Origin of the sequence: Mycobacterium sp. E183, from assembly GCF_001667735.1 — a bacterium.
Classification (GTDB): Bacteria; Actinomycetota; Actinomycetes; order Mycobacteriales; family Mycobacteriaceae; genus Mycobacterium.
Genome location: NZ_LZJN01000142.1, coordinates 1 through 17,930, shown reverse-complemented (window position 1 = coordinate 17,930; position 17,930 = coordinate 1). Strand labels below are relative to the sequence as shown.

The following is a 17,930-nucleotide window of genomic DNA, read 5'->3' as shown; positions in this document are numbered from 1 at the left end:
ACCGCTCTCTTCAGTGGCCGGGGGCCTAACCCCGGGCAACTTTATGAACCGGCTTTTGGAGACTCTCGTATCAGGGCGCGATTACCGGCGTTGGGGAGCGAGGCGCTTCAACGCGAGTCCCCCCTCGAAGGGGCGGTAGCCGAACGCGGCCGGGGCACGGTACCCGGTGTCCTCAAGGGGGGTATGCACTTCAGCCACGGTCGGCCCGATCTCGGCTGCAATCGGCGCCAGTGCATCGAGGTCGAATCGGTACAGCCGGGCCGCGTTCTCCGCCAGAATTTTTCGGCACTCGCTTTCCGATCTGTTCTGTAGCGCCCACCGGATGGCCAGCCTGGATTGAGGAGTGAAGCCCTCCTCGTGCGGATAGTCGCTTCCCCATAGAATGTGGTCTGCACCCATGAAATCAATCATCACTGATTCAAAGGGCGCCAATTCGCTGGCCAGGTAGCAGTTCCGCTGGGCGTACTGACTCGGCGTGAGGGTAAGCCCATCGACCGAGGAACCACCGAACATGCCGTACGTGCGGTTGCCGGCTTCGGACTTCATCGTCGGGACCATCGCATCGAGCGTCATCAGTTGCTGCTGTACCCACAGTGTGCCCTGCTCTGTAGGGGCGAACCGTAGCGTGGGGTAACGCTCGAAAACCCCGGCCAGGATGAGATGGCCCAGGCTGCGCTGGGCCCACAGCGCCATTTCCGTGATGAGCACGGCGTTGGATGCCGGCTGATCCATGGGCATTGCCGGACTTCCCGGACCGCCGTGCTGCACGATCGTCAGATCCAGTTGGCTGCACAACTGCCAAATCGGCTCATACCGAGTGTGGAACAGCGGGGCGACATTGGGGTCGCCCGGCGATACTGGGGGCAGCAGCACTCCACCGAAGCAGCCTTGCTCGTTGCCCCAACGAATTTCGTCCAGCGCGGCGTCGACGTCGTTGGGGAATACCTGGATCAGTCCTCGCCGGCGTGCGGGTGCCAGCGAACAAAAATCGACCTGCCATCGGTTGTGCGCCTGCACGCCCGCCCAGCGGTGTTCGAACTCTGCTCGGTTCTGGGGCAACGAGATGGTGATGTTGGGAGACGTCGGAAAGAAGGGAGGAACAGTGTTGGGCAGCAACAGCTCTGCCGCAACCCCGTCAGCGTCCATCTCGGAAATACGCAACTCATGGTCCCAGTTGCGCTTTGCGGTAGCGATGATCAAGTCATCGAAAGGACTGGCATACGTCGTGGCCCACGCGTCGAAGTCGTCGTGGAACGCCTTCGGGAGGTACGGCTTGTATTCGAGGAGGTCGGCGCCGGCGTGGGTATCCGCAGAAATGACAGTGTAGCGGGACGGGGTCTCAGGGGTGGCCATCAATCATCTCCTCAATGAGAATGCGACACCGGTCATTGTCTCGTGGCCGATAACTATGCATGATGAATGTTTCGTTCGGCGGATTCAACCCCGTCCCGGAGCCAGGGCAGTTCTAGATGGGATCGAACGCCGAGATAAGCCATGCGCCATGGACTTTGATCAAGCTGACCATGACGCTGCTGGCGGTCTGGACCGGCTCAGGTTGATCCTTGCTCGTTGTGGTCTGATCGAGGAAGACCAGCACCCTGGCCGTTTCTGGGTGCAGCTCGCTGATGACCGCGCGCTTGACCGCTGCTTGGGTATTGACGGCTTTCTGCTTGGCTGCGGGCGCCACGATTTGGTCGGCAAATTTGCCGTAGTACGTCAAGAAGTCACCGGTCAGGTGTGACTTTGCACCGGCCAGGTCGCTTTCCAGTTTGTCGGGTGTGTAGGACAGCAGCGCGACGGTCCCCTCGGTTGCGGCACCGATCACCGCCTTTGCCGCAGCGTCGTTGGTCTGCTGGTCGTGTCGATATTGGCCAAAGTACAGTGTGGCGGTTGCGGCGGCGGCCGCTACCAACAGCAGACCGATGATGAGTAGCGGCCAGTGCGATAGTGCGGTTCGTATCCGGGTGCGGCGCGTCTCGCTGGCGGCGTCTGCGGTCGTCCTTTGATCGTCACCGGTAGTGTCGTCGCGCTGGTCGTCGCTGGCCCCTGCGAGGGCGAGTTCAACGTTGGTGAGGTTGTCGTTTTCGAGCTGCCCGATGGTCATGGGATGAACTCCATGCTTGACATCTTGATTTTCCCGCCGTCTCGGGCCAGTTTGACGCTGAGCCGCCAAGAACGCGGCTGCTCGGGGGCGCCGGTGGTATTGGAGAGCGTGGAGCTGGCGGCAACGGCCACGACTGCGGTGTCCTCGGTCATGGATTCCAGGCACGCGGCTTGCACGGTCGTCTTGGCCGAGACCTTCGCGGTCTGAGCGGCTTTGACGAACTCCGCGGCCGCGCCGCGGAAGTCATCTCTGAACTGCCCGGTCGAGCTGTCGATGATGCGCTGTACGTCGTCTTTGGCGCTGTCCGCGCTAATCGACATCAGGGTGACCACGACTTGTCGTGCGGCCGCTGTGAATTCCGCGGCACGCTGTTGCTTGTCTAGCAGCTGATTGTGGTGTCGGACCATGACAGCACTCGCGACGAGAAGCGCTGCGGTGCAGAGCATCCCGACGGACGCGACCATCGTGGTTCGTTTCGGGCGGTGGAAGTATGTCTTTCTCTGCCGCCGGGGCGCCTTGCCGCCTTGATCGGGCAGTTCAGTGGCATCGGTGATGTCCCGATCGGTGACGTCATCCGCGGGAGTTGCCGACGCATCGTCGGCTGGGGTCTCAGCGATTTCTGCCGATGCGGTGTCGGTTGCTTCTGACTGTTGGTGTTGCCGCATGGACTGGACGCGGGCCCGGGCAGCGGCGGCGAGCGCTTCGGCTTCGGCAGCTTCTGCCTCCGCTGCCTCGAGAAGCTGAGCATCGACGGGCCGCTCGGAGGTGACATCGAGAGGACTCGCGTCCCGTTTCGGGAACGAACTGGCGGCGGGCATTGCCGTGCTCTCTCCGTTTCCGCCGCGTGCGAGCGAAGCTGGCCGGGCGATTGGTTGATACAAGCGGCTAGTAGCGCACAAGGTAGCGTCGTGCGGCGCAGTCTTGGACTGCAGTTCCCGCTGAGTGAGCATTCACCTCGGCGCCTGCCGAGCACCGAATTACCAGTGGCGCACCGAACACAATGCGCCTTTGACGCCGTTGTTGGTGGCCACGACTGCCCCGTCTATGGCGAGTTCGCAGTGAAAGTCCGGCGTGGCCGGCGACATCCCGCTGGTGGCGACGACCATGGCCCATTCATCGGGAGCTGCCAACCAGACGTCCCGGGTCCACCGTGTGGCTGGCCCCACGTCGGCCTCGACCTTAGGGCTGAATTGGTACGGGTCGTGGCTGTATTCGGCCCAGCCGGGCGGATCGGCGTCCCGGAAGTAGATGTCTGCGGTGACGCGGCGCTGCGCGGTGACGGTGTAGGTGACGTGGTGCAGCACCGGCTCGTCAGCACGGGCAACGGGCGTCGCGGATGCGGCCGTCGCAACGAGGATTGCAACCGCCAGCCCGGCTAGGGACTGCGCGGGACGCCCGAGCATATTGTTCGCCACCGGCATATGGGGTGATTTAGGTGTCGCCACGAACCCAGCGGGGTGCACCGTCGACAGACAGGCATGTGAGGAACAAGCCATCGGGGGCTTGTGCGACCGAGTTTTCGAAGCCCTCGCAGTTGGAGTTCTCCTCTTTGATTCCCCACATCGAGGGGGAACGGAAGTACCGGGGTTCATAACGCCGCGGAGATCCGCAGAAGACCAACCGGCCCCACGAGGTGGTGCCGAACACGAAGTGGGTGGTATCCGGGCACGGCGCGCCCAGCACGACACCTCCGGTGATACCCGGGACGCAGGTTGGGTTGTCACACGTGGACGGTCCAGCCCACCCGTGGACGGGTGTGCACGCCAGGAGGGCCGTCACCGCCATGGCCACGGGCAGGATCGCTCGCGTCGCGCGTCTTTTGAGGCGTAGGTCTGCGAGACGACCCGAATGCTGCGAGGTGATGGATGGTTTCATTCTCGGCCCTCACCCACTCTTGACGAGCTTGAACGGCATGCTGATGAACAACGTCTTACTTCGCCCGCAGGCGCCGCTGACGCCGGTCGTCTCGTCGGCGCCGGTGAGAACGGCCGAGGTTGGATCGACGGCATCTCCGTCGGGGTTGGTGGGGACGAACCTGAAGACCTGGAATCCCTGAGCCGCGGTTCCATCCGGGCAGGGCTGCCAGTTGTCGACGATGTGCTTGACGAACCACACACCGCCGGTTTGATAGATCGGGGCGCGCCAACCCCAGTCGCTGACTACCGTGCCGGTGCATTCGGTGGGATAACTGCAGGTCGTGTTGATCGTCCAGATACTTCGGATGCTGGCCTCGTTGTGAAAGATCTCGTTGGTCTTGGTCCACTCCCCGTTGGATGTCGCCGTGTAGGTGCCGTTCAGGCCCCAGTCGCCGGCCGCGCTGCCGAGGGGCGCGGTGCTTAGCGACATGACCACGACGGCGCCGATGAGGGCTGCGGTCCGAAGACGTCGGCGTGAGCGGCCGCTCATGTGGGGAAGAGGTCTTTCCAGGACCTCGTACCGGCGCGGGGGACCAGGTCCGATTGGCGATACACGGTGCCGTCGGGGGTGGCGTACCGGCCGGTTCGTGGGTCATAGGTTGCGACGGCAACCGATGGGCCGGACCGCCGAGGTGTGTATGCACTCGGCGCGGCAGCCGGGGCGGGCCCCTCGGAACCGTCAGGTGGCGGCGCTGCGGCCGGGGCGGGCGGCGGCGAATCCGGCGGGGGCCCGGGCGCGGGGCCGGCCGCTGGCGGCAGCGGTCCCGGCGGCGGGGTGCCCTCGAGTGGTCCGAAGATTTGGTCACCGAAGCTGACGCGGTCATCGGGCGGGACGCCCTGCGCGACGAGGTTCGGATCGAGGGGGTAGGGACCCAGGACGTGTTGGCGGATCGCCAACGGCTCGAAAGGTTTGTCGCTGTTGCAGATTTCGACCGTGGGCGCGCGCTTGCCGGGATGGCCCATGCACGGGTAGTTCCGGGCGCCGCGTACCCCAATGGGTGAATCCTGCGGCAGTTTGCAGTACAGCCCGTCGGGAGTGTCGATCACCGTCGTGTCCTCTGGTGACCGCCACGACGACGGCGGCAAGAACCCTACCGTGCATGCGGGCGGGTCGCCGATGGTAAGGGTGAAGTCGCCCAGGGAGTATCCGGTGGGATTGTTCTTGGGTGCGCCGTAGGACTGAGTGGCGGCGATGGTGGGCGGCAGCAACACCAGCAGCTGCTCGAGGGAGGGGTGATAGGTGACACCGACCTGGCCCAGCGTGGTGAGGTTCGCCAAGAGCATCGGCAGCGTCGGCTTGACCTGATTGAACAGGCGTGACGCCTCATCGGCGGCCCCTGGAGCCCCGTGCAGCAGCGTCCGTGTCTGGTGGTCGTCGGTGACGAGTTGTTGGCTGACGCCGGCGAGGCTGCGTGCCCACGTGCGGATGGCGCCGCCCGATTGCGCCTGGCCGTCGAGCAGGGGCCGGCTGTCGTCGATGAGGGTGCGTGACCGCTCGGCGTTGGTGTTGGCGTCGCCGACGAGTTGTGACGAGGAGTCCAGCAGCGACCCGACGTCGTACCCGGATCCGTTGAAGACCTTGAACGTTTCGTCGAGCAGACCGCTGATCTTGGTCTTGGGGACGCTGTTGATCAGCGTGCTGACTTGATCCAGCATCGGTCCGACGGCCTGTGGGATCGAGGTGTGTGCCGCGGGGATGATGGAGCCGTCATGTAGGTAAGGTCCTGCCGCCGTCGCTGGCTGCAGGTCCACATATTGCTCTCCGACCGCCGACACGCTGAGCACCTCCGCGCGCAGACCCGCCGGGATTTGCGGGCTGGTGTTCAACGACAGTGTGGCCTCGGCGCCGGCGCGGGTGGGCCGCACGTCGGTGACTTTTCCGACCTCCACTCCTCGATAGGTCACGTTGGAAAACCGGTAAAGTCCGCCGGTGCCCGGCAATTCCAGCGTGACCCGCATGCGGCCGACGCCCAGCAGGGTGGGCACTTGCAGGTATTCGACGATCATCACGGTCATCCCGATGACCGACGCGATGGTGAAGATGGTCAGCTGAATTCGGACGAAGCGCGTCAACATCAGCGGTCCCCCACATCCTGTGGCACGAAATCGGTCGGCGCCGGGATCGGTGGCTGGCTGAGCTGCTGGGTGGTCACCGGGGCGCCGGCCGGCGTTGGCGGACCGGCCATGGGCGGCGTGGCCACCGCGTTCGGCGGGGCCGTGAGGGGCGCGGTGAGCGGGTCCTTGGTGAAGGTGGCATACCAGGGGTCTCCCGGGGCGGGCACCAGCGTGGCTCCCTCCTGCCCCCATCGTGTGCCCAGCAACAGTCCCCTCTTGAGCCGCGGGATCGTGAAGTCGAAAGTGATGAACTCGTTCAAATAGTCGCCCCGGATCGCGCGGTCGATGAAGTTCTGCGGGTAGGGATATGCCGGCGCGAAGGCCAGGACGGTGTCGAGGCTCGGGCCGACGTCGGCGAGTGCGCGCACGGTCGGCTCCAGATTTTTCAGGTTGGCGACCAGATCGTCGTGCGTGGCGTTGATCAATCCGGTGGCCGTGTTGCTGAACACCCGGAATTTATCCAGCGCGGTCGTGATCCTTGGCCGCTCTTTGATCAGAACGTCCAGTGCGGGCGGAATCCGTTGCAGCGCTTCGGTTATGACACCGCTTTGTCCGGCAAGGGTGCCGGCCAGGGCGTTCAATGCCGTGATGGATGCGTTGATGTTGTCACGCTGGGAATCCAAAACACCGACGAAGTCGTTCAAATGCGTCAGCAGATCGCGGATCTTGTCCTCGCGCCCGCCCAGTGCCGCGTTGAACTCGTTGATGAGGCCTCCGACCTTGCCCAGTCCCCCGCCGTTGACGACAACTGACAGCGAGGACAGGGTCTGCTCGGTGGACGGATAGGTCGAGGAGCGTTGCAGACCGATGGTCGCCCCGGGTGCGAGCCTGCCGGCCGCGGGCACGCCCGGTGGGGGGTTCAGTTCCAGGTGCATCGAGCCCAACAGGCTTGTCTGGCCGATCCTGGCGAGAGCGTTGGCCGGCACCACGGCGTCTGGACGCACCGAGATATCCACGTCGGCATGCCAATCGCGCAGCGTCATCTTGCCCACGCTGCCAACGACGACGTCGTTGATCATCACCGGCGAATTAGATTCCAGCGTACCGACATTAGCGATTTGGACGTGGTAAGTCACCGCGTCCTGGCCTCGTCCGACGGTGCCAGGTAGAGGCAGTGAATTGAGGCCATCGAAAGCGCATCCGGTTGCCGTCAACACCACCCATGACGCGATCGCTGCGAGACGCCGCGTTGATCGCGATCCGGTCACGGTGTGCCTCCGGGCTGGGATGCGGTCGGCAGCGGTGGTTGCGGACCAGCCGGCAGCAGCATGTCCTGCAGGCTGGCCGGGCCGGGGGCCGCTGGGGCCGGCCGGGGCACTCCCGGTGGGATTGGCGCACGGGGGAACAGCGCTGGCGAAGGGTCAGCGGGTAATCCGTTAGGGGCGTAGATCCCCGGGGGACCCGGCGGCAATTCCCATCCCGGAGGGGGTGGTATGTCGCCCGCGCCGGTGTAGGCCGACACTGCGGGTGGATCGGTTGGGATGGGGGGGACTCCGCCCGGCCCGCCGGGCATCAGGTTCGGATCCGAATAGACGAGGTTGTCCGGGCTCGGCGATTTGGCCAGATAGGCGTTGAACGGGATCGGTAGGTAGTTGAAGTTGATCAAACGCAGTGCGGGGCCCAAGTATTGGGCGCACAGCTTCGCCGTCTCGGCCGCGGTGGCATTCTTCACCGCGCCGATCGCCGAGCACACCAGTGCCACCGGATTGGCGAAGTTCGACATGGCGAAGGCTCCCCGTGCCGTTCCGGAGTCCGGGCTATAGATGTTGTAGCCGTTGGCGATTGCGTTGGGCGCCACGTGCAGAAGGTTTTCCACCGCCATGCGGTTGTCGGCCAGGTTTTTCGTCACGTTGGCCAGTCGTTGAATTTGTTCTGCGGTCTGGTCTCGGCTTCCGGCGATGAATCGGCGCACCTCACCGACCGCCGAGGATAGGTTGGTCAGCGCGGCATCCAAGTCTGACCGGTTGCCGTCCACGACGCTGCTCACCGTTGCGAGGCGGTCCTGGAATTCGACGATCTGGACGTTGCTGTCGCGCAGGGCGGTAACGAAGATCTGAAGATTCTTGATGATGTCGACGATGTTGCCGCTACCGCCGGCGAGGATGCGCCCGACCTGAGACAGCTCGGTGATCGTCCGCCGAAGCTTGTCGCCGTTGCCGTCCATGGCATTGGCCGCGCTGTCGATAAAGTGCCCGAGCGAACTGGTGGAAAGGCCGCTTGCGGGACCCAATTCGGTGGCCAGCCGCATCAGTTGCGTTTTGACCTGATCCCACTCGACGGGTACCGCGGTTCGCTCCACGCCGATCACCGCCCCATCGGCCATCGTCGGACCGCCGGTTCCCGTGGCTTCGTAAGCCGGGGTCAGCTGCACATACCGGGCCGCCACCAGGTTCTGTGCCACGATCACGGCCTTGGCGTCGGCCGGGATCGGCACATCACGGTCGACGGCCAGTGTCATCTTGGCCTGGGTCCCCTGGGGTTCGATGGACTTGATGGTGCCAACCTTGACCCCCACCACGCGCACCTCGTCGCCGGGGTAGATGGCGGTCGCGGAGCGGAAATATGCGGTAATCACCATGGGCCCGAACACTTCGGCGTGTACCACGAAAGCCGTTCCCGCAGCGATAAGTCCCACCAATGTCACCAGCAGCGCCTTGGTGTACCACGCCTTGTTCACCCCGGTCGCCATCATCGTCCTCCCGGAATGCCGTTGTGCGGCCAGGGGAATTCCGCGCGCGGTCCGGCATTGTCGGGTGGTTGACCCGCATTGACGCCCCGCCGGAATCCGAACGCGTAGTCCAGGAACGGTTGCAGGGCCTGCGCCGGGATCAGATTGCCGACGAATGCGTTGTAATAAAAGCCGTTGTTGACCGATTCGCCCTGGGTTACTTGGTATTTGGCTAATCCGACGATCGCCTTGGCGATGTTATCGCGGTTCTTTTCCAGCATCGCGGTGACCGAGTTGAGTTTGGCCAGTGTCGGCGCGAGTTCTTTTTCGTTGTCCGCCACCATGCCCGAGAGTTGCTGGGCCAGCGCCGAGGTGTTGGCCAGCAGGTTGACGATCGAGTAACGACGCTGATTCAGGACTCCGAGCAGGTCGTTGGCATTGAGCAACATGGTGTTGACCTGCTGGCTGCGTTCCGACAGGATGCCGGTGACATCGGCGGCGCTTTTGAGAAGATGGGCCAGCGATTCATTCCTGCTGTTCAACGATTGCGACAGTCTGCTCAGGCCGTCGAACGTGGGCCCCAGTCGTGGTGTGATCCGCTCGATCGTTTCGGCCAATGTGTCCAAGGATGCGTTGAGCGCGCCGGTGTCGGTGGCGGCGGTGTTGGCGGTGAAGTCGCTGACGGCGTCGGTCAGGGAGTATGGCGATGTCGTCCGATGTACCGGGATGACATCGGAGGAGTGCATGCTGCCGGCGCCTGCGGGCTCTAAGGCCAGCATCCGCGCACCCAGCAGGGTGCCCGTCCTGATGTGGGCTGTCGTGCTCGATCCCAGGTGCACATTGGCGTCGAGGCTAAAGGTCACCAATGCTTTGCCATGGCTGAGCGTGACGTCGGAGACCGTTCCCATTTTCACGCCCGACACTCGGACGTCGTTGCCTGCAGTTAGGCCCCCGGCCTCGGTGAACAGCGCCTGGTACCGGATGGAGGTAGCCATCGACCACAGCTGTTGGGGGTGCAGGCCGATGATGATGACTAGCACGATCAGCACGAACGCGATGAAGCCGGCCCGGATGAGTTGTGTGCCGCGATATTTCAGCATCAGGGTTCCCCGCATCGTCCGGTGTTTTGGGTGATCCACGGGAAGACGGCCGTGCGGCCCTGAAGGTCGGTGACGCGAATGGAGATGCCACACAGGTACTGGTTGATGAAACTTCCGTAGGCGCCCAACCGCACGAGTTTGCGGTAGTTTTCGGGGGCTTTCTGCAAAGCGAGGTCCAGCCGCGCCTTGTCATTGTCGAGCAACGGAGCCAGCCGATTGAGTTGGTCGACGGTACCGGCCAGCGGCGGACGGGCCTGGGTAAGCAGGTCGGCCAATGACGCGGTTCCCTTGTCGAGCGCGGTGATGGCGTCGCCTATCAGATCACGGTCAGCCGACAAGTCCGTGATGAGCCGCTCGAGGCGTCCGACCGTCGCCGAGAATTTGCCGCCGTCCTTGGCCACCGTGGCGACCACCTCGTTGAGATTGTCGATCAACTGCTGCACCACTTGCCCGTTGTCGGCCAGGGCGTTGGAGAAGGACGAGGTCTTGGCGAACAACGACTCCACATCGCCGCTGCTGCCTTGCAGAATCTGGATCAACGAGTTGGTCAGCGCATTCACCGATTGAGGGTTGAGCCCCTGAATCACCGGTTTGAGCCCACCCAACAACAAATCGAGGTCCAGCGCCGGCTCGGTGCGGTTTATCGGAATCCGCGATCCGGGCGGCTGAATCCCGGCAGAACCGGGGGCGTCGAGCAGGTCAAGGTAGCGATCCCCGACCAGGTTGAGGTAACGCACCGCGACTCGCGTGCTGGTAGTGAGCCTGACCTCGCGGTTCGCGTCGAAACTCACCAGCACGGTGTTATTCGATTGCAGCGCAACATGATTGACCGTGCCGACCCGGATCCCGGCGGCACGCACCGAATCACCGGCCTTAAGGCTGGAGGCATCGCTCAACACCGCGGAATAGCCATATGTCGAACCTGTGCGGTACTGGCCGAGGATGGCGAACAGGGCAGCCGTCAGCACAATAGTCACCACCGCGAACAGCCCGAACTTGACGGTCGTCCCGACCGAGCCCGTCATCCCGGCATCCCGATCTGTGGGGTGTTGCGCGGCGGCCCGTCGATCGGCCCGAACAGCCACTGCTTAAGACGATTGGAGTTCAACAGGATTCCCTGGTTTCCGTACTGCGCCTGGTTGGCGTCAATGTCGGTGACCAGGTAGGGCGGGCGGTGCCCGAAGCCCACGTCTGGTAGGCCCATGCATTGCGGACCGCCCGTCGCCGCGACCTTGGGGAGGTTCTGCGGGTACCGGTAACGTTCGGTGCCCAGCAGAAACGAATCCAGCAACAGGACACCCGGTACGGGCAGGGGCGGACCGGTGGCCAGCGGCTTGAGGCCGGCCAGCGCGCAGGTGATGGCTTGGTTGTATTTGTTGGTCAGGTTCGTGGTGGGGACCAGCAGATGAAGGACGGCAGTGAACGCCTGCGCGTTGTCCGCCAGCACGTCGTTTCCGATGTCGGCCAGCGCAATCGCGCTGATGAGCGCGGTGTCGAGATCACGCTGCCGGTCGACCACGGTGTCGCTCAGCCGGGTCGCGTTTTGAACCGTCTTAACCAGTTCGGGGGCCACGTCGGCGTAGGCGTTGAGCACCTGTGGGGCCACCGAGAGTTCGTGCCTCAGGGAGGTCAGGCTCGGGTCGATCTTGGTCAACAGGGCGTCCAGATCGGCCAGGGTGTGGCCGAGTTTGTCACCGCGGCCGCTGAACGCTTGCGCGAGAGCGCCAAGGGTCTCATTGAGCTTTTCCGGTTCGATCTGCGACAACACCGACACCAATTGCTCGAACACGGTGTCGATTTCGACGGTGACATGCTCAGAGTCAAGGATTTGGCCCGCCTTCAGCGACTGGGGGGAGGGATCGGGCGGTGGGATGAGTTGCACGAATTTCGACCCGAAGACGGTCGTTGATTCGATGTCGACGCCGGTATTGGCGGGAATCAGATTCAGCCAGGAGGGATTGATCGCCAGGTGAATCGCGGCCCGGCCGTCGGGCAGGTTGTCGATCGAGGAGACCTTGCCCACTTGTGCACCATGCAGCTTCACCTTGGCGTCCGGGTTCATCACCAGTCCCGCCCGGGGCGATAGCACCGTGACCGGCACCGATTCGATGGCACCGCCTTCGAACAACACGATGGTGGCAGCGACGATCGCGCCGATCACACCGACGGTGGCCAGACCCAGCAAGGGGCGAACAGTGTTGTTCCACATCAGCTTTCTTCCCCTAGCCCGACAAGTTGAAGTTGCCGTTGGCGCCGTAAATGGCCAGCGAAACCAGCAGGGTGACCGACACGATGATGATCAGGGAAGTGCGCACCGCAGTACCCACCGCGACCCCGACACCCGAGGGTCCCCCGCTGGCGAAGTAGCCGTAGTAGGTGTGGGTGAACAGGATGGCCAAGGCCATCAGGATCGCCTGCAGAAATGACCACAATAGGTCGGTTGGGTTCAGAAACGTCGAGAAGTAGTGACCATAGAGCCCACCGGATTGCCCCAGCACGACCACGGTGGTGAATTGGCTGGCCACGAACGACAAGATGACCGCGATCGAGTACAGCGGCGTGATCGCCAGCATACCGGCGACGATCCGTGTGCTCACTAGGTAGGAAACGGGCCGGATCCCCATACTTTCGAGCGCATCGATTTCCTCATTGATGCGCATGGCGCCCAGTTGGGCGGTCACGCCGGCGCCGAAGGTGGCCGCCAAGCCGATGCCGGCGACAATCGGCGCCGAGATACGGACGTTGATGAACGCGGCCAAAAAGCCGGTCAACGCCTCGATGCCAATGTTGCCCAGCGAGCTGTATCCCTGGATGGCCAGCGTCCCACCCGTCGCCAAGGTGAGAAATCCGACGATGACCACTGTCCCGCCGATCATCGCCAAGGTGCCAGCGCCCATGCTGATTTCGGCGATCAAGCGGATGATTTCTCGCCGGTAGCGGGTGGCCGCAAACGGGGCCCCGGCGATCGCCTTCCCGTAGAACGCGACGTGGTCACCGATGCCGGTCAGCGCGCTGATCGGTCTGTTGATTTCTCGGGCCAGACCCGGATATGCCGCTCGCAGCGTCACCGTCTGCCTACTTCGCCGTCATCTGGATGCCGATAGCCGTCACCACGACGTTGATGACAAACAGCGACATGAACGCGTATACCACCGTCTCGTTGACGGCGTTGCCCACAGCTTTGGCGCCGCCACCGGTGATCGTCAGCCCGCGGTAGCAGGCCACCAGGCCGGCGATGAGACCGAACAACAGCGCTTTGACCGAGGAAATGATCAATTCGGGCACCCCGGTCAGCAGGGTGATGCCCGCCGCGAATGCACCCGGGTTGACGTCCTGGACGAACACCGAGAACGTGTAGCCGCCCAGGATGCCGATGATGCAGACGACGCTGTTGAGCAGCAGTGCCACCAGTCCCGATGCCAGCATGCGCGGGGTGACCAATCGTTGAACGGGATTGATTCCCAACACTTCCAACGCGTCGATCTCTTCACGGATGGTGCGCGAGCCCAGATCGGCGCACATCGCCGTGGCGCCGGCGCCCGCCACGATCAGCACCGTGACCAGGGGGCCGACCTGGGTGACCGCCCCGAAGGCTGCACCCGCCCCCGAAAGGTCGGCCGCACCCAGTTCGCGCAGCAGGATATTGAGCGTGAAGCTGACCAGCACGGTAAATGGAATGGCTACCAGCAGCGTGGGCATCAGCGAGACGCGTGCGACAAACCACGACTGATCCAGGAACTCTCGTCCCTGAAACGGCCTGCGGACAGCGAACTTCGCCGCATCGGCCGCCATCGCGGCCAGTCCCCCGATGGCCTGCATGGGCCCAGCCAGCTTGGCGCCAAACGACGAAAGCCCCGGCGACCAACGGTCGGGCGCCTTCGTGATCACCGGCTGTGGCTCCTTCACCTCGTCGACACCAGACATCGCAGCTCGGGTCACGCCCTGCACCACATCGGTCCGAGCTGCGTCGAGCAGAACCCTCCCAGTCGGGTGAGACGTGAACCACACGATGTCCCGCTTACCGGGACGCCTATCCATCGCTGCGGATCCCATGCGAGGGCACCCGAACCGGGTCCATACCGGGCCCCTCCCCGCCTAGGAGAGGACCACCCACCGGGACATGCGGCTGACATTGCCGATTCCGCGGAGCACCATCCCCGTTGTGAACAGTCCTCAGAGATATGCGAATCGCCGCGTTTTGATCAGCGGGGGTGGCTCGGGCATTGGACAAGCAACCGTGCTGCGCGTGCTGGAGGAAGGCGGACGAGTTGTGGCCGCCGACATCAGCGAGTCCGGGTTGAAGGACACGGTGGCCAAGGCCGACACGTACGCGTACCGGCTCGCCACGGTGACGTTGGACGTCGGCGACGAGCAGTCCGTCCGCGACGGTGTCGGCCGGGCGCTCGCGGCGCTGGGAGGTCTCGACACGTTGGTCAACGCGGCGGGGATTCTGCGCTCGGCCCATTTCCTGGACACCACCGTGGCCGATTTTGAGCAGGTACTCCGTATCAACCTGGTCGGCACCTTCCTGATGACCCGCGAGGCGATCCCGGCCCTACGCGAGGGCGTCGGTCCAGCCGTGGTCAACTTCAGCTCCACCTCGGCGGCCTTTGCTCACCCGTATATGTCCGCCTACGCCGCATCCAAGGGCGGAATTCAGTCGATGACACATGCGTTGGCAATGGAGTTCAGCAAAGAGGGAATCCGGTTCAACTCGGTGCAGCCGGGGTCAATTTCCTCCGGAATGACTGATGGCACAGGAGAATCGAAGCAGAGCGTAGGTCCGGGCCTACCTGCTGACGTCGACTTTTCCTTGTTCGGCAAGGTTCAGCCCGTACTTCCACTGGCTGACGGCGCGATCTTCGCCAGACCAGACGCTGTAGCCGCCGTAGTAGCCATGCTGGGCTGTCCCGACGCCTATTTCATCACCGGCACCGAAGTCCGTGTGGACGGCGGCTCGCATATGTGAGCCGCGACCAGCGGCCCCGCCGAGGGCAGTCCGCCATTGCGGTGGGTAACGGCATGTCGTCTGATCCTTCGGCCCAAACAGAATGGAGCGAACTTGAAGGCGCTCATACTGGGTATCTGCCTGGCGGCGGCGGCCTTCGGGCTCGTGCCCGTGGCCCACGCGGAGATGCGAACCGGCAATTACCAGCTTTTGATCACCGGCAGGTACGACTTCCATACCTGGATCTGGGCGATTTCGTCGTGCAGCGGTGACTGTGTCAGCGTGAGCGCGATACCCCAACCGGTAGCCAGGGCATTCGAGTACACCGGCACCGCTCGGTTCGCCGATGGCCGCTATACCTTGAGTGTCGACGTTCCCGACGGTCTGCGTTGTGGTGACATCTACTACGGCCCCGTGATACCCACGCACGACGTCTACGCATGGGATGCGTCCGCGCTTGCTGGCTCGTTGGACTCCTCGTTTTCCTCGGGTTGTAACGGGTCGCCGGCGGGAACCTACACGTATCCGTTCACCCTGGTCCGCATGTAGATCGTGCAGCCTAACCTTCTCCCCTGCGCGGCGAGTGGCTAACATCAACGACTTCCGGTCACCCGCCCGCACGTGTGGGTGGCGGTGATCGGCGATGCGAAGACAACGGCCTGGCTCCGGCCACCACGCGGGGCACCAAACCCAGCCCGCCATCGGGCCGCGTGTAATGACCAAGGAGGCTGACGGTAAATGGCTTTGGGCCATCTTGATCCTGTAGACGAGACCGGTGGCAATCCATGCTCACCGGCACGGTGGCTACGTCGGCTGCGCTTCGGCTCCCCGGGCGAGAGCGGTCACCATCGTGGGCATGCTCGCGCGCAGCATGAGCCAGATCAGCGGCCCTGTGAGCGGAATGCGGCTCCGAAACGTTGCCTTCCATACGATGTGAGATCCGCGAGACGTAGTGGATATATGAACATCGGCGCGGTGATCGGTGACGGGGATTCCCGAGAGGATGGTATAGGCGTGGTGGTAGGGGCGGTCAGCGATCAGAATTTTTTCGCGCATAGTCAAGCCGCTCATGGTGATTCGACGTATAGCCCCGGTACGGGAGTTGGCCGTTCCGGGGTACTCCCAGACCGCGGCCCGCACACCGCCTAGCCACTCAGGCCACCGCGTGACATCAGTGAGCAGGTCGTAAACGATCTGCGCTGGCGCGGCACATGTCCGCTCAAAGCGCAACGAGAAGCGCATAGCGTTGACGCTACGCGGAAACGGCGCATGTACCGGATCGGTAATCCCGACAGTCGGGATGCGCTGAGTAACGAGGCGGCGCCGCACGGATTGCCGGCACGCATCCCACCAGCTGTGATCGAGATGACTCCCAGTGTATGGAAACCGACTACTGCCTGCGGGTCGACTGCGCTGATGATGGTCAGAACCGGAATGCGTGATGACGGAAGGCATCAACATGGACACGCCAGATGTAGACGAAGTGGTCACCTATGCAGTGACCTCCGGAGTCGCTGTGGTCACCATGAACCGTCCGCGTTACCGCAATGCGCAGAACTCGGCGATGACCTACGCCCTGGATGCAGCGTTTAGGCGCGCAGTGGACGATGACGACATCAAGGTGATCGTGTTGGCGGGTGCCGGCGAGCACTTCAGCGCCGGTCACGATATCGGCACCCCCGAACGTGACCACAACGTGCGCTATGAGAATCGGGCGGTGTTGTGGTGGGACCACGTCGACAAGCCAGGCGGCGACCAACGTTTTGCGCGGGAGACAGAGGTCTATCTTGGGATGTGCCGAAGGTGGCGCGAAATCCCGAAGCCCACTATCGCGATGGTGCAAGGCGCGTGTGTGGCCGGTGGTCTGATGCTTGCCTGGGCCTGTGACCTGATCGTGGCCGCCGATGATGCCTTCTTCAGCGATCCCGTTGTGCGCATGGGCATTCCGGGCGTCGAATATTTCGCACACCCTTGGGTGCTCGGACCCCGGTTTGCCAAGGAGATCTTGTACACAGGTGAGAGGTTCAGCGCGCAGCGTGCCTACGAAATCGGTATGGTCAATCGAGTCGTCGCACGGCCGCAGCTACGCGATGAAACCTTCGGCCTTGCAACGCGTATCGCGGCGATGCCCCAATTCGGTCTCGCACTGGCCAAGCGGGCGGTCAACCACTGCGAAGACCACATGGGATTACGCAATGGCATGGACGCCGTCTTCGGTCTTCACCACTTCGCACATGCCCATAACGCCGAGATCGGGACCGGCCCACTCGGCGGGATGGACGCCAAGGCAATGACTTCACCTGCAAATGCTGAGGGAACCAATTCTCGTGCTTAGCAGGGAATTACACCACCAGCTAGCTGTCCAGTTGGCGCAGGCTGGGCGGAGCCGCTCACCGATCGCTCCGCTGACCGCTGTTCATCCGGAGATCGACGTCGTCGATGCCTATGAGATCCAGCTGATCAACATCCGGCAGCGGGTGGCCGAGGGGGCTCGGGTGCTGGGCCATAAGGTTGGCCTGTCGTCGAAGGCGATCCAGCAGATGATGGGGGTCGACGAGCCGGACTACGGGCATTTGCTCGACGAGATGCAATTGTTCGAAGACACCCCGGTTAAGGCGAGCCGTTACCTGTGGCCGCGGGTCGAGGTGGAGGTCGGGTTCATCCTGAATGCGGACCTGCCGGGAGCCGACTGCACGGAGGACGACGTGCTGGCGGCCACCGAGGCGCTGGTGCCGTCGATCGAGTTGATCGACACCCGGATCACCGACTGGAAGATCGAGTTGTGCGACACGATCGCCGACAACGCGTCGTCGGCGGGTTTCGTGCTGGGCAAGGCGCGCGTCTCCCCGGGCGACGTCGACATCAAAGGGATCGATGCGGTGCTCAGCTGCAACGGTGAGGTCGTCGCCAAGGGCCGCACCGACGCGGTGCTGGGCAACCCCCTTACCGCGGTGGCCTGGCTGGCCCGCAAGGTGGAGGGCTTCGGCGTGCGGTTGCGCAAGGGCGACTTGGTACTTCCGGGCTCGTGTATGCGCGCGATCGACGCGCACGCCGGCGACGATTTTGTGGCCGACTTCAC

General features: G+C 63.6%; 19 protein-coding genes. 4 read left to right on the top strand and 15 right to left on the bottom strand.

The window, feature by feature from the left end; genetic code table 11:
• Positions 1-81: 81 nt before the first annotated feature.
• From A5691_RS15720 to A5691_RS15660, 14 genes are all read right to left on the bottom strand, one after another.
• On the bottom strand, positions 82-1,353 hold the full coding sequence (locus A5691_RS15720) for an amidohydrolase family protein (protein WP_082950351.1): 1,272 nt from the start codon (positions 1,351-1,353) through the stop codon (positions 82-84).
• Positions 1,354-1,465: 112 nt separating this feature from the next.
• The gene (locus tag A5691_RS15715; protein ID WP_156670114.1) at positions 1,466-2,104 is read right to left on the bottom strand and encodes a twin-arginine translocation pathway signal; all 639 of its coding nucleotides are present in this window, start codon (positions 2,102-2,104) and stop codon (positions 1,466-1,468) included.
• Positions 2,101-2,922 (bottom strand): hypothetical protein, encoded by an 822-nt coding sequence (locus A5691_RS15710; RefSeq protein ID WP_067755493.1) that lies wholly within the window; start codon positions 2,920-2,922, stop codon positions 2,101-2,103. Before A5691_RS15710 ends, A5691_RS15715 begins: the two co-directional genes overlap by 4 nt.
• Before the next feature lie 159 nt (positions 2,923-3,081).
• Positions 3,082-3,525: a hypothetical protein gene (locus A5691_RS15705; protein WP_231969374.1), complete on the bottom strand. Its 444-nt coding sequence runs from the start codon at positions 3,523-3,525 to the stop codon at positions 3,082-3,084.
• Positions 3,526-3,535: 10 nt separating this feature from the next.
• Positions 3,536-3,889 carry a hypothetical protein gene (locus A5691_RS28675; RefSeq protein ID WP_082950350.1) on the bottom strand — a complete coding sequence of 118 codons (354 nt, stop codon included), beginning with the start codon at positions 3,887-3,889 and terminating at the stop codon, positions 3,536-3,538.
• A 99-nt stretch (positions 3,890-3,988) separates the two neighbouring features.
• Positions 3,989-4,450 (bottom strand): hypothetical protein, encoded by a 462-nt coding sequence (locus A5691_RS15700; RefSeq protein WP_067755530.1) that lies wholly within the window; start codon positions 4,448-4,450, stop codon positions 3,989-3,991.
• Positions 4,451-4,506: 56 nt separating this feature from the next.
• Positions 4,507-6,096: an MCE family protein gene (locus tag A5691_RS15695; protein WP_067891818.1), complete on the bottom strand. Its 1,590-nt coding sequence runs from the start codon at positions 6,094-6,096 to the stop codon at positions 4,507-4,509.
• Positions 6,096-7,343 carry an MCE family protein gene (locus tag A5691_RS15690; protein WP_082950348.1) on the bottom strand — a complete coding sequence of 416 codons (1,248 nt, stop codon included), beginning with the start codon at positions 7,341-7,343 and terminating at the stop codon, positions 6,096-6,098. Before A5691_RS15690 ends, A5691_RS15695 begins: the two co-directional genes overlap by 1 nt.
• On the bottom strand, positions 7,340-8,824 hold the full coding sequence (locus A5691_RS15685) for an MCE family protein (protein ID WP_082950347.1): 1,485 nt from the start codon (positions 8,822-8,824) through the stop codon (positions 7,340-7,342). The genes A5691_RS15690 and A5691_RS15685 overlap by 4 nt, the downstream gene beginning before the upstream one ends.
• Complete coding sequence (locus tag A5691_RS15680; RefSeq protein ID WP_067755533.1) at positions 8,824-9,903, bottom strand: MCE family protein; 1,080 nt, start codon at positions 9,901-9,903, stop codon at positions 8,824-8,826. Before A5691_RS15680 ends, A5691_RS15685 begins: the two co-directional genes overlap by 1 nt.
• A complete protein-coding gene (locus A5691_RS15675; protein ID WP_067755505.1) occupies positions 9,903-10,928 on the bottom strand; it encodes an MCE family protein in 1,026 nt (341 codons plus the stop codon). Before A5691_RS15675 ends, A5691_RS15680 begins: the two co-directional genes overlap by 1 nt.
• On the bottom strand, positions 10,925-12,112 hold the full coding sequence (locus tag A5691_RS15670) for an MCE family protein (RefSeq protein WP_067755508.1): 1,188 nt from the start codon (positions 12,110-12,112) through the stop codon (positions 10,925-10,927). Before A5691_RS15670 ends, A5691_RS15675 begins: the two co-directional genes overlap by 4 nt.
• A gap of 13 nt (positions 12,113-12,125) precedes the next feature.
• On the bottom strand, positions 12,126-12,971 hold the full coding sequence (locus A5691_RS15665) for an ABC transporter permease (RefSeq protein ID WP_067755511.1): 846 nt from the start codon (positions 12,969-12,971) through the stop codon (positions 12,126-12,128).
• A gap of 7 nt (positions 12,972-12,978) precedes the next feature.
• The gene (locus A5691_RS15660; protein ID WP_067755514.1) at positions 12,979-13,827 is read right to left on the bottom strand and encodes an ABC transporter permease; all 849 of its coding nucleotides are present in this window, start codon (positions 13,825-13,827) and stop codon (positions 12,979-12,981) included.
• A gap of 238 nt (positions 13,828-14,065) precedes the next feature.
• Between A5691_RS15660 and A5691_RS15655 the strand changes: the two genes are divergently transcribed.
• Positions 14,066-14,872: an SDR family NAD(P)-dependent oxidoreductase gene (locus A5691_RS15655; RefSeq protein WP_067755518.1), complete on the top strand. Its 807-nt coding sequence runs from the start codon at positions 14,066-14,068 to the stop codon at positions 14,870-14,872.
• A gap of 165 nt (positions 14,873-15,037) precedes the next feature.
• Positions 15,038-15,400, top strand: coding sequence for a hypothetical protein (locus A5691_RS15650; RefSeq protein ID WP_231969380.1), 363 nt, complete (start codon positions 15,038-15,040; stop codon positions 15,398-15,400).
• 255 nt (positions 15,401-15,655) lie between these two features.
• Here the strand turns inward: A5691_RS15650 and A5691_RS15645 are convergent, their stop codons facing one another.
• Positions 15,656-16,093, bottom strand: a complete 438-nt coding sequence (locus A5691_RS15645) for an SRPBCC family protein (RefSeq protein ID WP_067755521.1) — start codon at positions 16,091-16,093, stop codon at positions 15,656-15,658.
• Positions 16,094-16,310: 217 nt separating this feature from the next.
• Between A5691_RS15645 and A5691_RS15640 the strand changes: the two genes are divergently transcribed.
• Together A5691_RS15640 and A5691_RS15635 are read left to right on the top strand one after the other, a co-directional pair.
• Positions 16,311-17,186, top strand: a complete 876-nt coding sequence (locus tag A5691_RS15640; RefSeq protein WP_067755539.1) for an enoyl-CoA hydratase — start codon at positions 16,311-16,313, stop codon at positions 17,184-17,186.
• Positions 17,158-17,930, top strand: a 773-nt coding sequence (locus tag A5691_RS15635; RefSeq protein WP_156734797.1) for a 2-keto-4-pentenoate hydratase, incomplete at its 3' end; no start/stop codon positions are given. The genes A5691_RS15640 and A5691_RS15635, both read left to right, overlap by 29 nt.

Coding starts and splice junctions, on each gene's coding strand:
- A5691_RS15720 (WP_082950351.1), bottom strand. CDS start 1,353: ATGGCCACCCCTGAGACCCCGTCCCGCTACACTGTCATTTCTGCGGAT.
- A5691_RS15715 (WP_156670114.1), bottom strand. CDS start 2,104: ATGACCATCGGGCAGCTCGAAAACGACAACCTCACCAACGTTGAACTC.
- A5691_RS15710 (WP_067755493.1), bottom strand. CDS start 2,922: ATGCCCGCCGCCAGTTCGTTCCCGAAACGGGACGCGAGTCCTCTCGAT.
- A5691_RS15705 (WP_231969374.1), bottom strand. CDS start 3,525: ATGCCGGTGGCGAACAATATGCTCGGGCGTCCCGCGCAGTCCCTAGCC.
- A5691_RS28675 (WP_082950350.1), bottom strand. CDS start 3,889: ATGGCGGTGACGGCCCTCCTGGCGTGCACACCCGTCCACGGGTGGGCT.
- A5691_RS15700 (WP_067755530.1), bottom strand. CDS start 4,450: ATGTCGCTAAGCACCGCGCCCCTCGGCAGCGCGGCCGGCGACTGGGGC.
- A5691_RS15695 (WP_067891818.1), bottom strand. CDS start 6,096: ATGTTGACGCGCTTCGTCCGAATTCAGCTGACCATCTTCACCATCGCG.
- A5691_RS15685 (WP_082950347.1), bottom strand. CDS start 8,824: ATGGCGACCGGGGTGAACAAGGCGTGGTACACCAAGGCGCTGCTGGTG.
- A5691_RS15680 (WP_067755533.1), bottom strand. CDS start 9,903: ATGCTGAAATATCGCGGCACACAACTCATCCGGGCCGGCTTCATCGCG.
- A5691_RS15675 (WP_067755505.1), bottom strand. CDS start 10,928: ATGACGGGCTCGGTCGGGACGACCGTCAAGTTCGGGCTGTTCGCGGTG.
- A5691_RS15670 (WP_067755508.1), bottom strand. CDS start 12,112: ATGTGGAACAACACTGTTCGCCCCTTGCTGGGTCTGGCCACCGTCGGT.
- A5691_RS15660 (WP_067755514.1), bottom strand. CDS start 13,827: ATGTCTGGTGTCGACGAGGTGAAGGAGCCACAGCCGGTGATCACGAAG.
- A5691_RS15650 (WP_231969380.1), top strand. CDS start 15,038: ATGCGAACCGGCAATTACCAGCTTTTGATCACCGGCAGGTACGACTTC.
- A5691_RS15645 (WP_067755521.1), bottom strand. CDS start 16,093: ATGCGCTTCTCGTTGCGCTTTGAGCGGACATGTGCCGCGCCAGCGCAG.
- A5691_RS15640 (WP_067755539.1), top strand. CDS start 16,311: ATGGACACGCCAGATGTAGACGAAGTGGTCACCTATGCAGTGACCTCC.